Annotated in this window: 15 protein-coding genes; 9 read left to right on the forward strand and 6 right to left on the reverse strand. The window is 67.7% G+C overall.

The genetic code is table 11. The annotated features are described in order from the left end of the window. Nucleotides 1-56 precede the first annotated feature (56 nt). Both G6N54_RS15930 and G6N54_RS15935 read left to right on the forward strand, forming a co-directional pair. Nucleotides 57-1,526, forward strand: coding sequence for an aldehyde dehydrogenase family protein (locus tag G6N54_RS15930; protein WP_163794762.1), 1,470 nt, complete (start codon nucleotides 57-59; stop codon nucleotides 1,524-1,526). Between the two features lie 10 nt (nucleotides 1,527-1,536). Next, nucleotides 1,537-2,487, forward strand: coding sequence for an amidohydrolase family protein (locus tag G6N54_RS15935; protein ID WP_163790966.1), 951 nt, complete (start codon nucleotides 1,537-1,539; stop codon nucleotides 2,485-2,487). Between the two features lies 1 nt (nucleotide 2,488). On the opposite strand, the gene G6N54_RS15940 is transcribed toward G6N54_RS15935, so the two are convergent. Beyond that, the gene (locus G6N54_RS15940) at nucleotides 2,489-3,037 is read right to left on the reverse strand and encodes a nucleotidyltransferase family protein (RefSeq protein ID WP_372513312.1); all 549 of its coding nucleotides are present in this window, start codon (nucleotides 3,035-3,037) and stop codon (nucleotides 2,489-2,491) included. 158 nt (nucleotides 3,038-3,195) lie between these two features. On the opposite strand from G6N54_RS15940, the gene G6N54_RS15945 reads away from it, so the two are divergent. The 4 genes from G6N54_RS15945 (at nucleotide 3,196) to G6N54_RS15960 (ending at nucleotide 6,612) form a co-directional block, all read left to right on the forward strand. Beyond that, entirely contained in the window at nucleotides 3,196-3,780 is a 585-nt protein-coding gene (locus G6N54_RS15945) for a hypothetical protein (RefSeq protein WP_163790968.1), read from the forward strand. A gap of 15 nt (nucleotides 3,781-3,795) precedes the next feature. Continuing rightward, nucleotides 3,796-4,299 (forward strand): hypothetical protein, encoded by a 504-nt coding sequence (locus tag G6N54_RS15950; RefSeq protein WP_372513313.1) that lies wholly within the window; start codon nucleotides 3,796-3,798, stop codon nucleotides 4,297-4,299. Nucleotides 4,300-4,396: 97 nt separating this feature from the next. Continuing rightward, nucleotides 4,397-4,897 (forward strand): oligopeptide transporter substrate-binding protein, encoded by a 501-nt coding sequence (locus tag G6N54_RS15955; RefSeq protein ID WP_163790970.1) that lies wholly within the window; start codon nucleotides 4,397-4,399, stop codon nucleotides 4,895-4,897. A gap of 68 nt (nucleotides 4,898-4,965) precedes the next feature. Then, complete coding sequence (locus G6N54_RS15960; protein WP_163790971.1) at nucleotides 4,966-6,612, forward strand: Hsp70 family protein; 1,647 nt, start codon at nucleotides 4,966-4,968, stop codon at nucleotides 6,610-6,612. Here G6N54_RS15960 and iniC read toward each other — a convergent pair. Together iniC and G6N54_RS15970 are read right to left on the reverse strand one after the other, a co-directional pair. Further along, nucleotides 6,606-8,099 (reverse strand): isoniazid-induced dynamin-like GTPase IniC, encoded by a 1,494-nt coding sequence (iniC, locus tag G6N54_RS15965; RefSeq protein ID WP_163790972.1) that lies wholly within the window; start codon nucleotides 8,097-8,099, stop codon nucleotides 6,606-6,608. The two genes, G6N54_RS15960 and iniC, sit on opposite strands and share 7 nt — an antisense overlap. Then, nucleotides 8,096-9,937, reverse strand: coding sequence for a dynamin-like GTPase family protein (locus G6N54_RS15970; protein WP_163790973.1), 1,842 nt, complete (start codon nucleotides 9,935-9,937; stop codon nucleotides 8,096-8,098). Before G6N54_RS15970 ends, iniC begins: the two co-directional genes overlap by 4 nt. Before the next feature lie 430 nt (nucleotides 9,938-10,367). On the opposite strand from G6N54_RS15970, the gene G6N54_RS30605 reads away from it, so the two are divergent. Then, nucleotides 10,368-11,288 carry a hypothetical protein gene (locus tag G6N54_RS30605; RefSeq protein ID WP_179969072.1) on the forward strand — a complete coding sequence of 307 codons (921 nt, stop codon included), beginning with the start codon at nucleotides 10,368-10,370 and terminating at the stop codon, nucleotides 11,286-11,288. On the opposite strand, the gene G6N54_RS30610 is transcribed toward G6N54_RS30605, so the two are convergent. The 3 genes from G6N54_RS30610 to G6N54_RS15980 all read right to left on the reverse strand — a co-directional run bounded on the left by G6N54_RS30610 (nucleotide 11,285) and on the right by G6N54_RS15980 (nucleotide 13,447). Beyond that, nucleotides 11,285-11,542, reverse strand: coding sequence for a hypothetical protein (locus G6N54_RS30610; protein ID WP_179969073.1), 258 nt, complete (start codon nucleotides 11,540-11,542; stop codon nucleotides 11,285-11,287). The two genes, G6N54_RS30605 and G6N54_RS30610, sit on opposite strands and share 4 nt — an antisense overlap. 36 nt (nucleotides 11,543-11,578) lie before the next feature. Continuing rightward, the gene (locus G6N54_RS30615; protein ID WP_179969074.1) at nucleotides 11,579-12,661 is read right to left on the reverse strand and encodes an IniB N-terminal domain-containing protein; all 1,083 of its coding nucleotides are present in this window, start codon (nucleotides 12,659-12,661) and stop codon (nucleotides 11,579-11,581) included. Nucleotides 12,662-12,907: 246 nt separating this feature from the next. Then, nucleotides 12,908-13,447 carry an Rv0340 family IniB-related protein gene (locus tag G6N54_RS15980; protein ID WP_163790974.1) on the reverse strand — a complete coding sequence of 180 codons (540 nt, stop codon included), beginning with the start codon at nucleotides 13,445-13,447 and terminating at the stop codon, nucleotides 12,908-12,910. A gap of 259 nt (nucleotides 13,448-13,706) precedes the next feature. Here G6N54_RS15980 and iniR point away from each other — a divergent pair, with 259 nt between their 5' ends. Beyond that, nucleotides 13,707-16,109 carry an isoniazid response ATPase/transcriptional regulator IniR gene (gene iniR, locus G6N54_RS15985; protein ID WP_163790975.1) on the forward strand — a complete coding sequence of 801 codons (2,403 nt, stop codon included), beginning with the start codon at nucleotides 13,707-13,709 and terminating at the stop codon, nucleotides 16,107-16,109. A gap of 136 nt (nucleotides 16,110-16,245) precedes the next feature. Next, nucleotides 16,246-19,257 (forward strand): heterodisulfide reductase-related iron-sulfur binding cluster, encoded by a 3,012-nt coding sequence (locus G6N54_RS15990; protein WP_163790976.1) that lies wholly within the window; start codon nucleotides 16,246-16,248, stop codon nucleotides 19,255-19,257. Nucleotides 19,258-19,277 lie beyond the last annotated feature (20 nt).

The following is a 19,277-nucleotide window of genomic DNA, read 5'->3' on the forward strand; positions in this document are numbered from 1 at the left end:
CGACCGCCCCCATCCCCGACCTTGCTGGATGTGCCAATGACTCTGCAAGCTCCCCCCTGACTCGGACCAGAACGCGCTGGTCGTCTCCCTCCACCGACGATCAGTTCGTCGTCGAGAACCCCGCAACGGGCCGGACCATCACCGTGGTCCAGGGAGCCGGACCCAACGAGGTCGACCAGGCGGTCCGCAAAGCCCACGCCGCACACCTGCGCTGGAAGCAGCGCCCAGCCCGCGAGCGCGGCGCCTACCTGCGCGAGATCGCCAAAATCATCCGTGCCCACACGGACGAACTCGCGATGCTCGAGTCACGGGAAATGGGCAAGCCGATCATCCAGGCGCGCCAGTTCGACCTCGAAGCGGCGATCTCCATCTTCGAATTCTTCGCCAGCATTGTGGAAGCCATACCGAACAAGACGCGCGACCACGACACGGTTCTCGACGTCACCACGCTGGAGCCGTACGGAGTGATCGCGGCCATCGTCCCCTTCAACTGGCCGCCCATCCACACTGCCGGCAAGATCGCTCCAGCAATCGCCGTCGGTAACGCCGTCGTGTTGAAGCCACCGGAGCAGACGCCCTCGGTCGTGTTGCGGATGGTGGAACTGATCCAGTCGGTGCTGCCGGACCGCGTAGTGCACGCCGTGCCGGGCAAGGGCGAGGTGGGTGCCGCGCTCGCCGGACACCGACTGGTGGGCAAGGTCTCTTTCACCGGGTCACCCCGGACGGGTTCCGCGGTGATGCGCAATGCCGCCTGCAGCCTAACCCCCACCCTGATGGAGCTCGGCGGAAAGAACCCGTTGATCGTCTTCGACGACGCCAACATGCACGAGGCGCTGATGGCCGCCATCGATGGTGGCTTCTTCAACCAAGGCGAAGCGTGCACCGCTTCCTCGCGAATCCTGGTGCAGGACAAGATCTATGACGAGTTCGCCGCGAAGCTGTGCAAAGCGGTGACCAAGCTGAAGGTGGGTGACGGCGCCGACCCCACGACCGACGTCGGGCCGCTGGTCACCCGTGCGCAGCAGAAGCAGGTGCTGGACTACCTCAAGCTCGGTGTGGCCGAAGGCGCACGCATCGCCGCCCAGGCGCCGCTGCCCGACGACCCGCGCCTGGCCGACGGCTTCTACGTATCACCGACGGTGCTGACCGACGTGACTCCGCGGATGCGGGTCGCGCGGGAAGAGATCTTCGGACCGGTCGTCACCCTGATTCCCTTCAGCGAAGAGGGTGAGGCGGTACGGATCGCCAATAGCACCCCCTTCGGACTGGTTGCGGCGGTGTTCACCCAGGATGGCGACCGCGCGTTGCGGGTGAGCCGGCAGATCCGGGCCGGCGCCGTCTTCGTCAACAACTATGTCCGGATCGCCATCGGCACCGGCTTCGGCGGGGTCGGTCACAGCGGGTTCGGGCGCGAACATGCCGAGGAGACCCTGTCGGAATACGGGTACACCAAGACGATTCGCTGGGCCGCCAAGCGCGACGAACTTCCCTACTGGACCGCCGCCAACCGCGTGTTGGAGAGCTAAAGGACCACAAGTGCGGACCATCGCACTCGAAGAGCATTACGCCACAATGGGTTTCCTGCGCGGGCCGGGTAGCTGGCTGGCGTCGCGCGCGGGCGTGATCGAACCGATCGCCGATCTGGGCGACAGCCGTATCGCGGCCATGGACGAGGCGGGAATCGATCTGGCGGTGCTGTCGCTGGCCGCGCCCGGCGTCGAGCAGCTGGAGAGCCCGAAAGCCATTGCGCTGGCGCGCGAATGCAACGACGAACTCGCAGCGGCGATCGCCCGATATCCGGAGCGGTTGGCGGGATTCGCGTGCGTGCCGATCAGTGCGCCGGACGCGGCGGCCGACGAACTGGATCGGGCGTTGCGCAAGCTCGGCTTTCTCGGCGCGGTGATCAACGGGCACAGTCAAGGTCGCTATCTGGACGACCCTTATTTCGAGCCGGTTCTCGATCGGGCGGCGGCGCTCAACGCGCCGATCTACCTGCATCCGACGATTCCGCCGGCCGGCGTCATCGAGTCCAGCTACGCGGGATTCTCCCCCGAAGTCACGTTCGCCTTCGCCACTGTGGGGTGGGGCTGGCACATCAACACCGCCACCCACGTGCTGCGACTGATTCTCGGTGGCGTGTTCGACCGCTACCCCGACTTGCAGATCATCATCGGGCACATGGGCGAGGCGACGTCGTTCATGCTGCCGCGATTCGACGCCACGCTGAAGCCGGAACTGACCGGGCTCAAACACCCCGTCAGCACCTACCTACGGCGCAATGTGCACTACACCTTCGCCAACTTCAACGACGAAGCGACCTACGCAAACCTGGTCGCCAACGTCGGCATTGACCGCGTGGCCTTTTCGGCCGACTACCCGTTCGGGTCGATGAAGATCGCCCGCGCCTTCCTGGACAAGCTCCCGCTGACCGACGACGAGCGGGCCCGCATCAGCCACCGCAACGCGGAGAAGCTGCTGGGGCTGTGACCTAGCCGGGCTCGTCGACGTCCTGACCGCCGGCAAGGTCGCTGCAGTCGACGATCTCGACGTCGTGGCGGCCCCGCAGATACGACCCGGCGCCTTGGTCTCCGGATATCCGGGCCAGCACATCGGGCCAGTGCCGGCGCGCAATGACCACCGGATGCCCGGGACGATCCCCGAAATATGCACGCGCCAAACCACTTCCGGTTACACGGCCAAGCACCCGTGCGACGACGTCAGCGCCCACGTCGGGCGTGTCGATCACGTGCAACACGGCATCGTCGGCGCGCAGTCGGTCGGCCTCGGCCAGGCCGGCGCGTACCGACTCGCTGAGGCCCTGATACCAGAGCGGCGCGGTGACCGCCGTGACGCCGGCCGGTGCCGCGACGTCGGCGGCACCCAACACCAGGACGACGTCGGTACAGCCCCCGTCGCGCAGCGCGCCGGTCGCAATCTCAAGCCAGCCTTCCACCAAGACTTTTGGCTTGCCGTAGCGTCGCCCGGCGCCCGCGGCGAGCAAGACTCCGACGTGGCGGGGCGAATCGGGTAACCGCACTCCCCCATGATGCATTCACCTTCGGGCTCACCGACAGCCCCCTCGGGCCCCTGATAACACTTTGTTATCAGCGCCATTTCAAATGCGTGTCACCGCAGTATATTTCCCCATCCCGTGCGTAATCTACGTCTGACATCTCAGATCTTCGGGAGCGACGCGTGCGGTTATCGCAGAGGGCACGGTGGAGTCTGGCCGGCGGATCGCTGCTGTTTTCGCCCGTGTTGGTGGTCAGTCCCATGCTGATTAACGGATGTACTTCCGTCATCGAGGGCAAACCAGTCGCCGCGCCGGGCGCCGGGCCGAACGAACCCGCATTTCCCACGCGGAGGCCGAGCGCTGCGCCGTCGAACCCCACCGGAATCCCACCCACAACGCCGGTGAACCCGACCGCACCGGCCGGCGCGATTCCGCTGCCGCCCGACCAGAACGGCTACGTCTTCATCGAGACCAAGTCCGGCATCACGCGTTGCCAGATCAACAAGGACAGCGTCGGATGCGAAGCGCCGTTCACCGACTCACCCATGCAGGATGGTGAGCACACCAACGGCATTCACATCACCTCCGGCGGCACGGTCCAGTGGGTTCTGGGCAACCTGGGCGCCATCCCTACCGTCACGATCGACTACAAGACCTACGACGCGCAGGGCTGGACGATCGACGCGTCCGAGGCCGGCACCAAGTTCACCAACGGCCACACCGGACACGGCATGTTCGTTAGCGTCGAGAAGGTCAACACTTTCTGACGCCCGATCAGTACGATCGGTGCCGTGGCAGGGCCCCCGGATGACTTCAACAACGAGCCGACGCGGTATCGAGACGTCGGCAGGGGCGAAGGCCCGCCGGTCGACGAGCCGCTGTCACCTGCCCCCGATCAGCACGGCCCGGTCGAGCCGCAGCTGGATCCTTTCGACGAACAGACCGAGCCCACCGCGTGGTACCGCAGGCCGGTGGGGCTGATCCTCTGGGGACTGTCCGTTCTGATCCTGATTGCCCTGATCGTCTACGGCATCATCCAGCTGATCGGAGACCAGGGCACCACCAGCAACCCGAAGACCACTACGACCACGCCGTCGACCACCACTACGACGGTCGCGACCGCCACGCCGTCGTCGACGCCGACGACAACGACGACCACGGGGCCAGCCACCAGCAGCGCCGAGGCGCCCGAACCGGGACCGACGCATCAGCCCACCCAGCAGCAACCCACGCGTCGGCATCACTGGCCGTCGTGGTTGCCGACGACCATCCCCCAATTGCCCTAACGAGTTGGTTGCAATTAAGTCAACGTTTGGCGGCCGATCGGAACCCGCCCGTGTGGGTCCCACTTCGGCCGACACCACGCCGCTAGTCTCAGCGACCATGGCAAGGCACGCGCCGGCAGACTATTTCGTCGACGACGACCCGACCGTCTACATCCACTACGGAGACGACGACCACGACGGCGCGGAGCCCGATCCCAACGATCCGATTCCGGGCTGGCGCAAACCAATTGCGTTGGCCGGGTGGGGCATCCTGATCGCGATTCTGATCGCGCTGATCGTCTGGGGCATCATCCAGCTCGCGCAGGGCACCCCACCGCAGGAACCGGTCACCGGAACCACCCCCGTGACCGCGACCACCACACCAGCCCGGCCGTCGGGCACCTCGAGCGTGCCACCGCCGGCACCGAGCGAGCAGACAACCACCACGTCTCCAGACCCTCCAACGGCGTCCACCGAGGACTCGCTGCCGTCGGCCAGCATCACCACGCCGACCACGCCATCAAGCGAGGCGTACCCGCTGCCCCAATTGCCGTCGGTGATCACGCTGCCCGCGCTGCCGGGGCTGCCGACCGAGATCACGCTGCCACCCGGTCTGTGAAAACGGCTCCCACCTAGACTCGCGGCAACCCACAGCCACATTTACGACAAAGCACAGAGGTATGCCAGATGTCCGAGTCGCTCGGGTTGTCCATCGGGATGGCCAATCTGGTCGCTGCCCGCGCGGGGGGCGACGCGGTGATGCGCAGATCCGTGCTTACCCTGTTTGACCAGCGGACATCGGAAGTCGGCCTGCCGGAGGAAGGTGCGAACCCAGCCGAATCCGGCCTGGTGATGCGCGGATTCGTCGAACGGGTCGGCGACCGAACTCCGCTGGTGGCGGCCGACGGCACGAAATACCTCGGTGATGCGCTGACGGTCGAAGCGCTCGAGGCGATGGCCCGCACCGTCGACTACGGGACGCCGGTCACGATCGCGGTCCCCGCCTATTGGTCGCCGGAGCAGTCCGCGGCGCTGCGCGAGGAATTCTTCGCCCAGCCGGGCCTGGCTCCCGGCGGCGTTCCGCCGACGCTGATCTCCGACGCCACCGCCGCGCTCACCGCGCTGCGGGCTGAACCGGACTTTCCGACCGACGGCATCATCGCGTTGTGCGACTTCGGCGCCGGCGGCACCACCGTCACGCTGAGCGACGCCGGGTCCGACTTCGCGCAGATCGGCCCGTCGGTGCGCTACCGCGAATTCTCCGGCGACGGGATCGACCAGCTCATCCTCGACCGCATGCGCGACAGCGTTCCGAGCGACAGCTCCGGCGGCGTGGCCAGCACGACGCGGATGGGGTCGTTGGCCCGGCTGCTCGACCAATACCGCACCGCGAAGGAAACCCTGTCGACTGCGACAGTCACCACGGTCCCGGCGGTCACCGGCGAGGATGTCGAACTGTCCCGCAACGAATTCGAGGAGCTGCTCTCCGGACCGCTGGACGAATTCCTCACCGGCGTCGAAAATATCTTGCGGCACAACGAGATTTCGGCGTCGAACCTGGCCGTGGTGGCCACTGTCGGCGGCGGTGCCGCTATCCCGCTGCTCGCCACCCGCCTTTCCGAACGCCTCGGTGTTCCGGTGCGCACCGCCCCGCAGCCCGCGTTCACCGCCGCACTCGGCGCGGCCGCCTTCGGACAGCAACACCCGGCGGCGAGCGCGGTGCCGACTCCGCCCGTCGAGGGTGCCACGCAATTGGCGCCGGCCGTGCCGGCCGACATGACGCAAGCCATCCCCGGCGCCCGGATCGAAGAAGAGGGGCCCCTGGCCTGGTCGGAGGACGAAGACGAGGAAGATCCCGTCCCCTACACCGGCCCCGAGCGCAGTGGCCAATATGTCCGAGACGCAATGGGTTTCGAGTACGCAGACGACGATCCCTACGCTGCCCCGCCGCCATGGTACAAGCGCACCGCCGTCGTCTTGAGCCTTGCCGCTGCTGCCGCGGCCATCATGATCGCCATTATTCTGGCGCTGACTCTGGGCGAGGAGAACCCCAGCCCGGTGCAGCCGTCACCGAGTCACCCGACGGCCCCGCCGCCCGAGCAGACCGTGACGGTGACCGAGTCCACCGAGACGGTGACCGCGCCACCCCCACCACCGCCCTCGACGACGACCACCACCACCGAAGCGCCCGTGACGACAACCGAGGTGCCGCCCACCACGACCTATCAGCCGGCGCCCACCACGACGGTCCCGCCGCCACCGACGACGACGTTTACGCCGCCGCCCCCGCCGACCGAACGGGAAAGGCCGCACTGGCCGTGGCGGCGCTACTGACGCGGCTGAATGTTGGCGCCGTGCGCGGCGAAGTCAGCCACCATGGCCTCGGCGCTGCGCACCGCGGCCCGGCAGGCTTTGGTGGTGAACGGGTCGTTGAGCGGATGTTCGGCCCGGCGGCGCCAGCGTTGCGCCGCGGCGAATGCGGCCCGCGGCCCCTCGTTGGGCTCCAAACCGAGCCGGCTGGCCGGGCGGGTGCCGGACCCGCCGATGATGCGGCGCAGCGACGCGATTTCTTCCTGATTCAACATCGTTGGCCGAGAAGATAATTGGCTAAGCAGGCGCAGCTCCTCAAACGCATGCGTGTCGGCCAGCAGCGGGTCGATATCGGCGATGACGTAGGGCGTCGCGACGATCGGAAACGCCTCGACGAACCTGCGCAGTGACACCAGCGCGGTGTGCGCCTTGAGCATGTCGGAGCGTTGCGCGAATTGCTGATCGATGACCTCGCGCAGCGCCACCAGCCCACTGCGCTCCAGTAGTTCGTCGGCCAGGCCCGCCGCGTCGGCGACACCGGTGGCCAGCACCGCCAGCGAGATCCGCAGGCCGAACATGCCGAACCGGTCCAGCAGCTGGGCGCGGGTCGCCGCGTCGACGGGCAGCGGGCTGTCGACGCGCACGAAGCGGTCCACGCTCAGCATGGCCTTACCGAGTTCGGTCTTGTCGGTCGCGGCGAGCTTCTGCAGGGCGATGAACTCGCTTTGGCGCAGCGTGCGCGCGGTCAGCGCCAGCAGGCCCGAGACCGGCACAACGGCTTGGCAGATGCCCGTCTCATTCATCTCCTTGGTGAATCGCTGCGCAACATCGGCCGCCGACAACATCGCGTCGATCCGTCCGGCGCCGATCTCGTCGGCTCGTGACGCCACGCCGACGATACCCAGCGCGCCCGCGGACCCGCCGACGAGTTGCCCAATCTGCTTGAGCAGAGCGACATCTGCGGCGTTGAGGGTGCGCAGCAGGAACACCACCGCGTCCACCCGCGGCACCCCGTCGGGCGGCACCAGCAACCGCAGCGTGCGCTCGGAGGCCTCGCGCGTCAGCGACGACGTCCCCGGGGTGTCGATGATGGTCGTGTCGACCAACTCTTCGGCGGGCCACTCGACGTCGAGGTCGGCCACGTCGGCGGGATTGAGCGCCCGGAGGTCGAACGTCAACCCCGAGCTGTGACTGATCGGCACATTGGAATGCCTTCCACCCCAATGGTTTGCGGTGACCGTTGGGGTAGGACCGTGCCGGAACCACGTCACGATCCGGGTGGCTTCGGTGGCGTCGGTCGGGGCGATGTCCTGACCGACCAGCGCATTCAGCAGGGTGGACTTTCCGGCCTTGAGCGTGCCGGCCAGGGCGATGCGGATCGGTTCGTTCAGCCGCGCGCCGATGCGGTCGAGTTCGTAGAAAACTTCAGGTCGGTTCCGGAACGCCGGCTCACCACGATAGGCCTGGACGGTCCCGCCCAAAATCGCACGGACTCGATCGCTAGTGCTCACACCCGTCCTACGGTCACCTGTGGCGTCAGTTTGTCCACATTGTCGATGACCTGGTTCAAGATATTCAACTGCCGCTCGAGTTCGCGGACCTTGTTGTCGCGTTCGGCCTCTTCCACGTGCGCCGCGGCGATGGTGGACTGCAGCGATTCGTTCAGCGATCGGGAAATCTCGCTGGCGATGTCGCGGTAGTGATCGCGCAGCGTGCGGTGGATGATCTTGAGCCGGTCGCGCGATTCCTTGCCCACCACGAAGGAGATGTCGTCGACGAAGCGCCGCACATTCGTCTTCGCCTCGGCGCGCGCCCGCAGCAGCCGGTTCTCCTTGTCCTCCTTGTAGGCCATGCGCCCCAGGACCAGTCCCGCGCCGATGGACAGCGGGTTGAACAGCCCCAGTCCCGCGACCGAGGACAACATGCCGATCATCACCACGCCGCCGTACGAACCACGCAGCCCGCTGACCACTTTCTGGCCCTTGCCGGCCGGCTTGGACTCCAGGTCGGACACCGACTTGAGCTGACCGAAATCCTCGCCCATCGCGCGTTGGCTCAGCTCGGGGGTCAGCACAGTGTCCAGTCCCGCCGCCGCGAACGAACGGGCGACGTCGTCGGCCAGCTGCTCGGCGCGTTGGTAGGCCCACACGAAGTTGTCCCCGACAGCGGTGGCAACGGCTTCCTCGACGTCGCTACCGATTTCGGCCCAATGACGGGTCGGATCGCACGCATCGATCTGGCGCTCGATGTCCTCGGTGAGCGACCGGAACCGGGCCCGCATGTCGTGGTCAACGTCGGTGCTCAGGTCGGTGAATCCGTCGTTGAGCACCTGCTGCCACAGCGCAGTCTGCTCCAGCGCGTCCAGCGCGTCACGCTTGCGGCGCTCCAGGTCGTCAGTGAGTCGGTCGCGAAGCGCGGGATCGTTGACCACCGCGAGTTCCGAGCCCGCAGCCATCGTCAATTGTTCTGCGGCCGAACGGATATCGCGCAGAACCTCGTCGCGTACCCGGTCGGTCTCGCGGGTGAGTACCCGCTCGCTGAGGAATTTGACGATCGCCGGGAAGTTGGATTCCTCGTTGAGTTCGGCGTCGTTCTGGGTGACGGCGTGGCTGCGCAGCAGCGACGAGACCGGCAGGATCGGTATCGGCACGCCGGCGCGCTGCAGGTGCGCGGTGTTGGCGTCGACGATGTCGCGCCAATGCGGGTAAAGGTCAGTTTTGGTGGCGGCCAACACTGAAACCGGGCAGATCCGGTGCGCCTGGCGGATGAACCACATCTCCGGTTCGGTCAGTTCCTGGCTGGTGTCGCTGACCATGATCAGCGCGTCCGCGTTGGGCAGCAGTCCGAGCGTCGCCGACAGGTGCGGCTGCCCGTGGCCGCCCACGCCCGGGGTGTCGACGAACGCCAACCCGCCCTGCAGCAGCGGGCTGGGCGCGCCAATCTCGACGCGCAGCACTTCGCGGTTGCCGGCCTGCGGCGCCCGGCGCAGGTCGGTGTTGATCTCGTCGATCGGGATGTCGATGGGCGCGGCCTCGCCGTTGGGCCCGGCAGCCACGATCAGCCGCGCCGAGGGCGGGTCGCCATGGCTGACGACAGTGATGACCACGGTGGCCTCGTCGTCGCCGACTCGCGCCACCGGCAGGTTGAGCAACGAGTTGAGTAGCCGACTCTTGCCCTGTTTGAGTTGCCCGGCGATGACCACCCGGATCTGCGGGTCGGTGATGCGCTCGCGGGCGCGGGCGAGTCGCTGCGCGAGGTCGTTGCGTTCGTTGAGTTCGGCGATGGCGATGGTGTGGTCGATCAGCTCGACGATCACGCTGACGCGCCTCGGATCACTGGCCTGAGTCACCGCGGTTCCCCACTTTCTCGCATCTGTGATTACGGTATGCGCGCGAATCGGCGGGGATCAAAAGATCCCCGCCGTTCGCTAGGTCCGCGCGTTACCCGTGCGGGCCGCCTCCGTGCGAGGGCGCGGGTGCGTGCACTGGAGCGGGTTCGTGCACGGGAGCCGGGGCGTGCGGAGTACCTTCGAACACCGACGGGCTGTGCGGCGCCGGGGCCTGCTCGACCGGAGCCGGCGAATGCTGAACCGGCGCGGGCGAATGCTGAACCGGGGCGGGCGAATGCTCGACCGGAGCCGGCGAGTGCTGAACCGGGGCAGGCGAGTGTTGAACCGGTGCCTGCTGCGCGGGCTCGTGGATTACCGGTCCGCCCGCGCTGCCGTGGCCGCCGGCGCCTCCGCCCTGGAAGACAGAGCCGGGGTTCGACGGCGGGGTCGCGTGACCACCTATGCCGGCTCCAGCGCCGCCGCCGCCCTGAATCACCGGGCCCTGTCCGGCGGGTCCGGCCGGGCCGTGCGCGCCGATGCCGCCGTTGCCGGCGACACCGCCGCCGCCTCCGAGCGTCGGGCCCTCCTGGCCGAGGATGCCGCCGTGAGCTCCACCGCCGGCACCCGCGTTGATGCCGCCGTCAGCTCCTCCGCCCGGGAAACCACCGCCGACGCCGGCTCCGGAGTTGACGCCGCCGCCAGCTTCGGCGTGGCCGCCGAGGCCCGCGCCACCGATCCCCCCGGCTTCTGCGTGACTGCCCAACCCGGCGCCGCCGGCAACGCTCGCGGATTGCGGAGTCGCGTGGCCGCCCAGCCCGCCCTCGCCGCTCAACGAGCCGCCGGTGCGTGCCCCGCCGATGCCCAGACCAGCGCCGCCTGCCGCCGCGGCACCACCTTGACCGCCGACACCGACACCTCCGAGCGGGCCGCCCACGTGAGGAGTGGCAGCACCGTTCAAAGCTGCGCCCTCGCTAGCGATCAATCCCGACTGGCCGCTTGCGCCCAGCGCGGCATTACCGCTCACCCCGGCAGCTGCACCGGCATTGCCTGCACCCGCCAGTTGGCTGCTGGCACCGAAACTTGTCTGGCTCGCCAAAGCGGCCTGGCCGCCGAGGTTGGCGCCACCGGCCAACCCCCCGCCAGCGCCGAACCCGCCACCAGCCTGCCCACCAAGACCAGCTTGGCCACCGGCACCGAAACCTGCCTGGCTCGCCAGCGCCGCCTGGCCACCCAACCCGCCGCCAACCTGGCCACCCAACCCGCCGCCAACCTGGCCCCCCAAACCAGCCTGACCGCCGGCAACGAAACCGCCACCGACCTGGCTACCGGAGCCAGCGCCGGCTTGTCCCCCAAGCGCCGCCTGGACGCCTAGGCTGCTGCTACCGGCCAGTCCACCGCCAGCCCCGAACCCGCCACCAGCCTGGCCGCCAGCGCCAGCGCCGAAGCCGCCACCGGCACCGGCACCGAAACCTGCCTGGCTCGCCAGCGCCGCCTGGCCACCCAACCCGCCGCCAACCTGGCCCCCCAGACCAGCCTGACCGCCCGCAGCGAAACCACCACCGATCTGGCTACCAACGCCAGCACCGGCACCAAGGCCGCCACCAACCTGGCTACCGAAGCCGGCACCGGCTTCACCCCTCAGACCAACACCGCCGTGACCCCCTAGGCCAGCACCGCCGCCAACGCCCGAGTCGCCGTTGAACCCGGCACCCGCACCGGCCGCGGCACGACCGCCGAGACCAGCCTCACCACCAAGACCCGCGCCACTGCCCAACCCAGCGCCGCCTTCAAATCCGCCACCGGCCCGCAGCCCAACACCTTCACCGAAACCGGCACGGCCACCAAAGCCGCTCTCGCCACCGAGACCGATACCGGCACGACCGCCCAGACCGACCTCACTGGCCAAGCCAAAGCCGGAGTGTCCACCGAAGCCACCGCCGAGTCCCAGGCCGGCATTGAGCCCGACGCCCAAACCAAATTCGCCACCGAAACCGCCACCAAAGCCGGTGCCGTGGCCGAATCCACCCACGCCAGGCCGGAACCCACCCCAGTCTGGGCCGCAGCCAGTACCGCCCCAATCGGGACCGCAGCCGGGTCCGAACCCAGGCCGACCGTCACCCCAGCCGTGGCCCCATCCGGGTCGTCCGTCACCCCAGCCGTGGCCCCATCCGGGCCGGGTCCGAAACCGGGACCAAAGCCGCCAGTGCCAGGACCGAATCCGCCCCAACCAGGCTGAAAGCCGAACCCGCCGTAACCGCCGCCGTAAATTCCGGCGTTGACGCCACCGAGCAGCGCGCCACCCAAGTCTCCAACGATCGCGCCACCGAGGCCGAGTGCAGCGCCGGCGCCGTCGACAACCGGGGCGATCGCGTCACCCACCAGAGCGCCTGCGTCCTGAGCAACCGCGCCGACAAGGCCGGGTCCGTACCCGTAGCCGGCGTCGTAGCCGCCGTATCCGGGGTCATAGCCGCCATAGCCTTGGTCGTAGCCATAGGCCTGGTCGTAGCCGCCGTAACCCGGCGCGAAGCCGTACTGGTCGGTGAGCACCTGCTGCAGCCCACCGATCGGGTCGCCCAGGCCGAGGGGCACACCCGGGACGGCGCTGGCCACCGCGGCGGCGAATTCCTCCGGAGCCACGTTGACCAAGCCTGCGTCAGTCATAGCCTGCCCGGGACCCAAAACGAATGCCTGGGCCGCGTCCGGGTTGGCAAACAAATCCATGATGTATTGGATCAGCCGGTCCATGATTGACTCCCCTTCAAATCCCCTTCGCCGATTGACCGGCGTTCTGCAATACACGCTATGGATTCCGCCCCCGCTCGTAATCGGGGTTGAATCCCCCAGCTGACCGCGACCCTATCGGGATCCGTGGGAGTGCCCCGTTAGGGGATTAGGGGATATGCGGGAATGCCCCAACGCACGCTATAGATACCCCCTATCAGGGGTATTAGTGCAGCTCAGGAATACAGAATCGAGCGCGGCGACGAGAAGTCAGCCGTGCAGGCCGAAGTCGTGGTGCTCGGGTTCGCCCGGGTGCGGGTGGGTAACCGGGTGGTCCCACAGGCTGAGGTCGTGCGCGGGGAATCCCCCATGGTCGGCCGGTGCATCCGGCGTTTCAGCCTCAGTGAGCTGCACCGATGCTCCGGGCGAGTCGATACCCAGCGGTCGCGGATCGGTCTGCGGCTGGATGGGTACCGGGATCGAGGGCTGATGAATCACGCTGCCCGCCGGACCCTGCGAATCGATCACCCCGGCGGGGGTATGCGGCGTGAATGCATCCAGGGCGGCCGCAGCCGCACCGGTTGCCCACACGTTTCCGTGATCGGGTGCGGGCGCACCCGCAGCTGGAGCACCCAGAGTGCCGATCGACAGTGAATCCGTCACCATGGGAATCAGATTATTCACGTCTGCACTGGTCATATCGGTAAGGTTCGCGTCAGCGATGGACTGCGCCGGGTTGGCTGCGTAACGCGCCGCGGCATCGGGATCACGCACGAGTGAGATCACGAAGTCGAGCAACGAGTTTGCCATCGAGCGCACCTCCTTGCCGAAATCTGCCCTTGCCGTCGGCGTCCACAGCAGCCGCCCGTCAATTACCCCGATGCTATCGGCTTAGCCGAGCGGTGTGATCGGTGCGCAACCCACCCCCCGCCTCGACAGCGTTAGGGGATAGCGCTTTAGGGGAACGGCGTGGCTACGGGGATGGCTACCCGGATACGGAGGTTGGTGCGGCTATGGTGGAAAAACCGCTCCTGACCACTGGCGCAGCACCGATTAGGGGGTACGCGACATGAGCGACTCTCGGGTGGCCGAAGAAATCGGACAAGCGCTGGCCGACGCTCCGACGGTTCCGGTGAAGCTACTGATCAGCGGCGGCATCGGAACCGGCAAGACCTCCGCTCTCGCCGACGCCCGCGACGCGCTGCGGCGTTCCGGGCTGACCGTGCTCACACGCCTGCGCCGCGCGGGCGATCCATCCGACGCGGCGCTGGTGATCGATGACGTTCACCTGCTGAGTGAGCCCGACCTGCTCAGCCTCGCCGAGTCAGTCAACGACCCGCGCACCACCGTGGTGGTGGCCACCGAGCCGCAGGTGCGTTTACGGGACCTGACCGCGGCGATGGAACGGGATCGACCACGCGTCTCGCTGGCCGCCCTCCCTGTTGCCGAAGACCTCGCGGCATGCACCGCGGGACTGCCGTTCCTGGTACACGCGACGTCCGAGGACACACATTCCCCAGCCCAGGCGGCCACCTTCGCGTTGATCGCGCGGCTGCGCCGCCTCGACGAACCCGACCTGGACACGCTTCTCATCATGTCGCTCGCCCAGGACCTGGGAGCAGCCGATGTTGCTGCAGCACTGGGTATTTCGGCAACCAACGCACGCCTGCTGGTGGACCGGGCCCACGCCGGTGGGCTGATCGAGCCGTCGCACAGCCCCGAGTTCCTGGAGCTGGTCCACGGCGCGACGGCCCAGGTCCTCGGCAACGCCCACCATCGCGAAGTCGAAACCGCGCTGCTGCGTTCACAACTCGACATGTCGACGGTTTCCCCACAGCTCGCCGTGCGCCTCGCCGAACACGGGCTCAAGGACGACCAGCTGGCGGCCATCGTCGCAACACAGGCCGCCGCGGCGAGTAGCGAATCAGCCAGGGCTGCGAGGATTTACCAGGCCGCCGTCAGCGCAGGCGCCACCGGTCTGACGTCTCGGGTCGCCGACGCCCTGGCCCTCAACGGAGACTGCGCGGCCGCGGCGACACTGGCCGACGAGCTACTCAGCTCCTCCGACTCCGCCGAACGTGCCGCGGCCGTTCGTATTTCGGCCAGCATCGCCGCGCATGAGGGCAATGCGAATCAGGCGGCGGAATTGTTCAGCTGGCTCGGCCCGTACCCGGACGCGGTGGTCGGGGCGGCCGCCACGATCGCGCTCGCCGCAACCGGCGATCTGACGCTGGCGCGTGCCGCTTTACGCCTCAAGGACGCCGGCCCACCGACGGTGGCCGCCCGCATCGCGCGCAGCCTGGCCGAGGGACTGCTGCTGACCATGGACCAGCCATACCCCGCCGCGATGGCGAAACTCGGCCCGGCCAGCGCAGCCGGACAAACTATGAGCGAAGTCATTCCGGATAGCCCGGCCGCACTGGTTACCTTGGCCGCGATCCACGGCGGCGATCCGGTCCGCGCCCGCACCGTGATCGGGCGCGCCGGTCGCGCCGACGGTGACGCGCTGTTCGCGTCTCGGCACACCTTGCTGTCCGGCTGGATCAAGATGCAGGACGGGCAGCTGCCGTCGGCCAGCGCGGACGTCGCAGCGGTCGGCACCGCCGGGCTGCAACGGCGTGACGCGTTGTGGGCGGCGGCGCTGCAGACGGCGATCGCGCGTCGCAGCGGGGACACCGGCGCGCTGCAAAAGCATTGGTACGCAGGCATGGAGGTGCTCGCCGAGTACTCCATCGACCTCTTCGCGCTGCTGCCGTTGGGCGAATTGTGGGTGGCTGCCGCCCGGATTCGCGAGGTTGAACAGTTGCGCCACTCCCTGGATCAGGCATTCAGCCTGCTCGAATCGCTCGGCAACCCAATCTTGTGGGCAATTCCACTGCATTGGGCGGGCGTGCACGCGGGAATCCTCGCCAACGCCCCGGATTTGGTCGCCCCGCATGGGCAGGCCCTCGGCGCAGCGGCCGCGACCAGCACCCTCGCACACGCCCTGTCAGGCGCGGGTCGCACCTGGCTACGGGTGCTGGCCAACCAGGTCGACCCCGACGAGGTCACGGCGTCGGCCCGGGCGCTATCGCATGTCGGGCTGACCTCGGATGCGACCCGGCTGGCCGGCCAGGCCGCGCTGCAAACACCCGACGGCAGGGTGTCCGGGGCGATGCTGCAACTGGCTCGGGATCTCAAACTGGGCGCGTCCCCGGGCGAGATCGCCAGCGGCCTGACCGGCGACGAACCAGAGGCCGTGAATCCGTCGGCGCCGCATCAGCCGAAGTCGGGATCGCCGCTGTCACATCGCGAACGAGAAGTCGCCGAACTCTTGCTGCTCGGCTTGCCGTACCGCGACATCGGCGCGCAACTGTTCATTTCGGCGAAGACGGTGGAACACCACGTGGCACGAATCCGTCGCCGGCTAGCCGCCGGTTCACGCTCGGAGATGTTGTCTATGTTACGTGCCATGCTCGCACCCGAGGGCTAAGCCGCAGGTCAAGGGCTTTTGCGAATCGCAGTTAGGGCAACCTTTCTCGCGTCGATACCTGCCCGGATGTCACTATGAGCTAGCAAAGATCGAACGGATTTTCGTTGAGTGACGATGCAATGGGGAGATACCTTCGGTGACCACGCAGACGATCATCAGATTGGTGTTGGGGCTGGGCCTGACCGCGATCGTGGCGTTGTTAGCTTTGAGGCGCGTCTGGTGGCTGTACCGGCTGATCATGTCCGGCCAGCCGGTGAGCAGTCGCACCGACAACGTCGGCACCCGAATCTGGACGCAGATCGCCGAGGTGTTCGGTCAGCGCAAGCTCCTGAAATGGTCGATCCCCGGCCTTGCCCACTTCTTCACCATGTGGGGATTCTTCATCCTCATCATGGTGTACATCGAGGCATACGGCACCTTGTTCCAACCCAACTTCCACATCCCGATCGTCGGCCGCTGGGACGCGCTGGGTTTCTTGCAGGACTTCATTGCCCTCGCCGTAATGGGCGGCATCATCACGTTCTCGATCATCCGATTGCGCAGTGAGCCAAAGGAACACGGTCGTTCGTCGCGGTTCTACGGCTCCCACACCGGCGGCGCGTGGCTGATCCTGTTCATGATCTCCCTGGTGATCATCAGCTTTGCGATCTTCCGCGGAGCCGCGGTCAACACCGGCAACTTCCCGTACGGCGGGGGGGCGTTCTTCTCGCAGGGCATGGGCAAGCTGATGCATCCGCTGGGCGAAACCGCCAACGAATGGATCGAAACGTTCGCACTGCTCACCCACATCGCGGTGGCCCTGTTCTTCCTGCTGATCGTGCTGCACTCCAAGCACCTGCACATCTTCCTGGCGCCGATAAACGTCACCTTCAAGCGCCTACCCGACGGTCTCGGCCCGCTGCTGCCGATGGAATCCGGCGGCAAGCCGATCAACTTCGAAGATCCCGGCGAGGACGACGTTTTCGGTCGCGGCAAGATCGAGGACTTCACCTGGAAGGCGAACCTCGACTTCGCCACCTGTACCGAATGTGGGCGCTGCCAGTCACAGTGCCCGGCCTGGAACACCGGAAAGCCGTTGTCTCCCAAGCTCGTGATCATGGACCTGCGCGACCACTGGATGGCCAAGGCGCCTTACATCCTGGGCGAGAAGACCGCCGAGCCGCTCGAGGGTCTGGACCTCGAAACGGTCCACGAAGAGGGACACCACGTTCCGGAGTCCGGCTTCGGCCGCATTCCCGGGCACGGCCCCGAGCAGGCCGCTCGTCCGCTGGTCGGCACCGCCGAACAGGGCGGCGTGATCGACCCCGACGTGCTGTGGTCGTGCGTGTCCTGCGGCGCCTGCGTCGAACAGTGCCCGGTGGACATCGAGCACATCGATCACATCATCGATATGCGCCGCTACCAGGTGATGATGGAGTCGGAGTTCCCGTCCGAGCTGTCGGTGCTGTTCAAGAACCTGGAGACCAAGGGCAACCCGTGGGGCCAGAATGCCGGGGACCGGACCAACTGGATCGACGAGGTCGACTTCGACGTCCCGGTCTACGGCCAGGACGTGGAGAGTTTCGACGGCTACGAGTACCTGTTCTGGGTGGGGTGCGCCGGCGCGTACGACGACAAGGCCAAGAAGACCACCAAGGCCGTCGCCGAGCTGCTGGCCATCGCCGGGGTGAAGTACATGGTGCTGGGCACCGGGGAATCCTGCAACGGTGACTCGGCACGCCGGTCCGGCAACGAGTTCCTGTTCCAGCAGCTGGCCGCCCAGGCCGTCGAGACCCTGGACGGCGTCTTCGAGGGCGTCGAGACCGTCGACCGCAAGATCGTCGTCACCTGCCCGCACTGCTTCAACACGCTCGGTAAGGAATACCGCCAGCTGGGCGCCAACTACAGCGTCCTGCACCACACCCAGCTGCTCAACCGGCTGGTGCGCGACAAGAAACTCGTTCCGGTAACGCCTGTCTCGCAAGACATTACGTATCACGACCCCTGCTATCTGGGTCGGCACAACAAGGTGTACGAGGCGCCGCGCGAGCTGATCGGTTTCGCCGGGGGGAACCTCACCGAGATGCCGCGGAACTCCGACCGCAGCTTCTGCTGCGGCGCCGGCGGTGCGCGCATGTGGATGGAAGAGCACATCGGCAAGCGCATCAACCACGAGCGCGTCGACGAAGCGCTGGCCACCAACGCCTCGACGATCGCGACGGGTTGCCCGTTCTGCCGCGTGATGGTCACCGACGGTGTCAACGACCGGCAGGAAGAGGCCGGCCGCAGCGGGGTCGAGGTGCTCGACGTCGCGCAGATCCTGCTCGGATCGCTCGAGTACGACAAGGCGACGCTGCCGGAGAAGGGCACGGCCGCGAAGGAAGCAGAGGAAAGGGCGGAAAAGGCCGCGAAGGCCGAGCCCAAGGCAGCTGCACCGGCGGCCCCGGCCGAGGCACCCGAAGAGACCGAAGAACCCGCCGCCGAGCCCGAGCAGGCCACCAAGGCCGCCCCGGCGCCCGCTAAGGGATTGGGTATCGCCGGTGGCGCCAAGCGACCCGGCGCCAAGAAAGCCGCGGCTCCGGCCGCGGAAGCACCGGCCGCCGAGGCAGCGGAAGCCAAGACGGAAGCCGCGCCCGCCAAGGGGCTGGGCATGGCCGCCGGCGCCAGAAAGCCGGGCGCCAAGAAGACAGCCGCCGCACCGGCCGCCAAGGCGGAAGCCCCCGCGGTCGAGGAAAAGACCGAGGCCACGGCTCCGGCCGCACCCGTCAAGGGACTGGGCATGGCCGCCGGCGCCCGGAAGCCGGGGGCCAAGAAAGCCCCAGCCCCGGCTGCCAAGCCGGCTACCGAAGCCAAGCCGGAGAGCGCCGAACCCGCCGAGGCCGAGGCGGCGGCACCGGAGAGCGCCGAACCCAAGGCACCGGCCGCACCCGTCAAGGGCCTGGGTATCGCCGCGGGCGCCAAGCGCCCCGGAGCCAAGAAAGCCGCACCGGCGACCCCGGCGGCCGAGGCGAAACCGGAGGCGAAAACCGAGGCCGCCGCGCCCGCGGAACAAAAGACCGAGCCCAAGCCGGAGCCGGCCGGGGAAACCAACGGCGACGCGGCCCCACCGGCGGCGCCTGTCAAGGGGCTCGGCATCGCCCGCGGCGCCCGCCCACCGGGTAAGCGCTGATCACAGATTGGCCTCTATCA

It is taken from the genome of Mycobacterium stomatepiae, assembly GCF_010731715.1.
Lineage (GTDB): Bacteria > Actinomycetota > Actinomycetes > Mycobacteriales > Mycobacteriaceae > Mycobacterium > Mycobacterium stomatepiae.

Bases quoted from the DNA above. Each gene is read 5' to 3' on its own strand.
- G6N54_RS15955 (WP_163790970.1), top strand. From the start codon at position 4,397: ATGGCAAGGCACGCGCCGGCAGACTATTTCGTCGACGACGACCCGACC.
- G6N54_RS15960 (WP_163790971.1), top strand. From the start codon at position 4,966: ATGTCCGAGTCGCTCGGGTTGTCCATCGGGATGGCCAATCTGGTCGCT.
- G6N54_RS30615 (WP_179969074.1), bottom strand. From the start codon at position 12,661: ATGGACCGGCTGATCCAATACATCATGGATTTGTTTGCCAACCCGGAC.
- G6N54_RS15980 (WP_163790974.1), bottom strand. From the start codon at position 13,447: ATGGCAAACTCGTTGCTCGACTTCGTGATCTCACTCGTGCGTGATCCC.
- iniR (WP_163790975.1), top strand. From the start codon at position 13,707: ATGAGCGACTCTCGGGTGGCCGAAGAAATCGGACAAGCGCTGGCCGAC.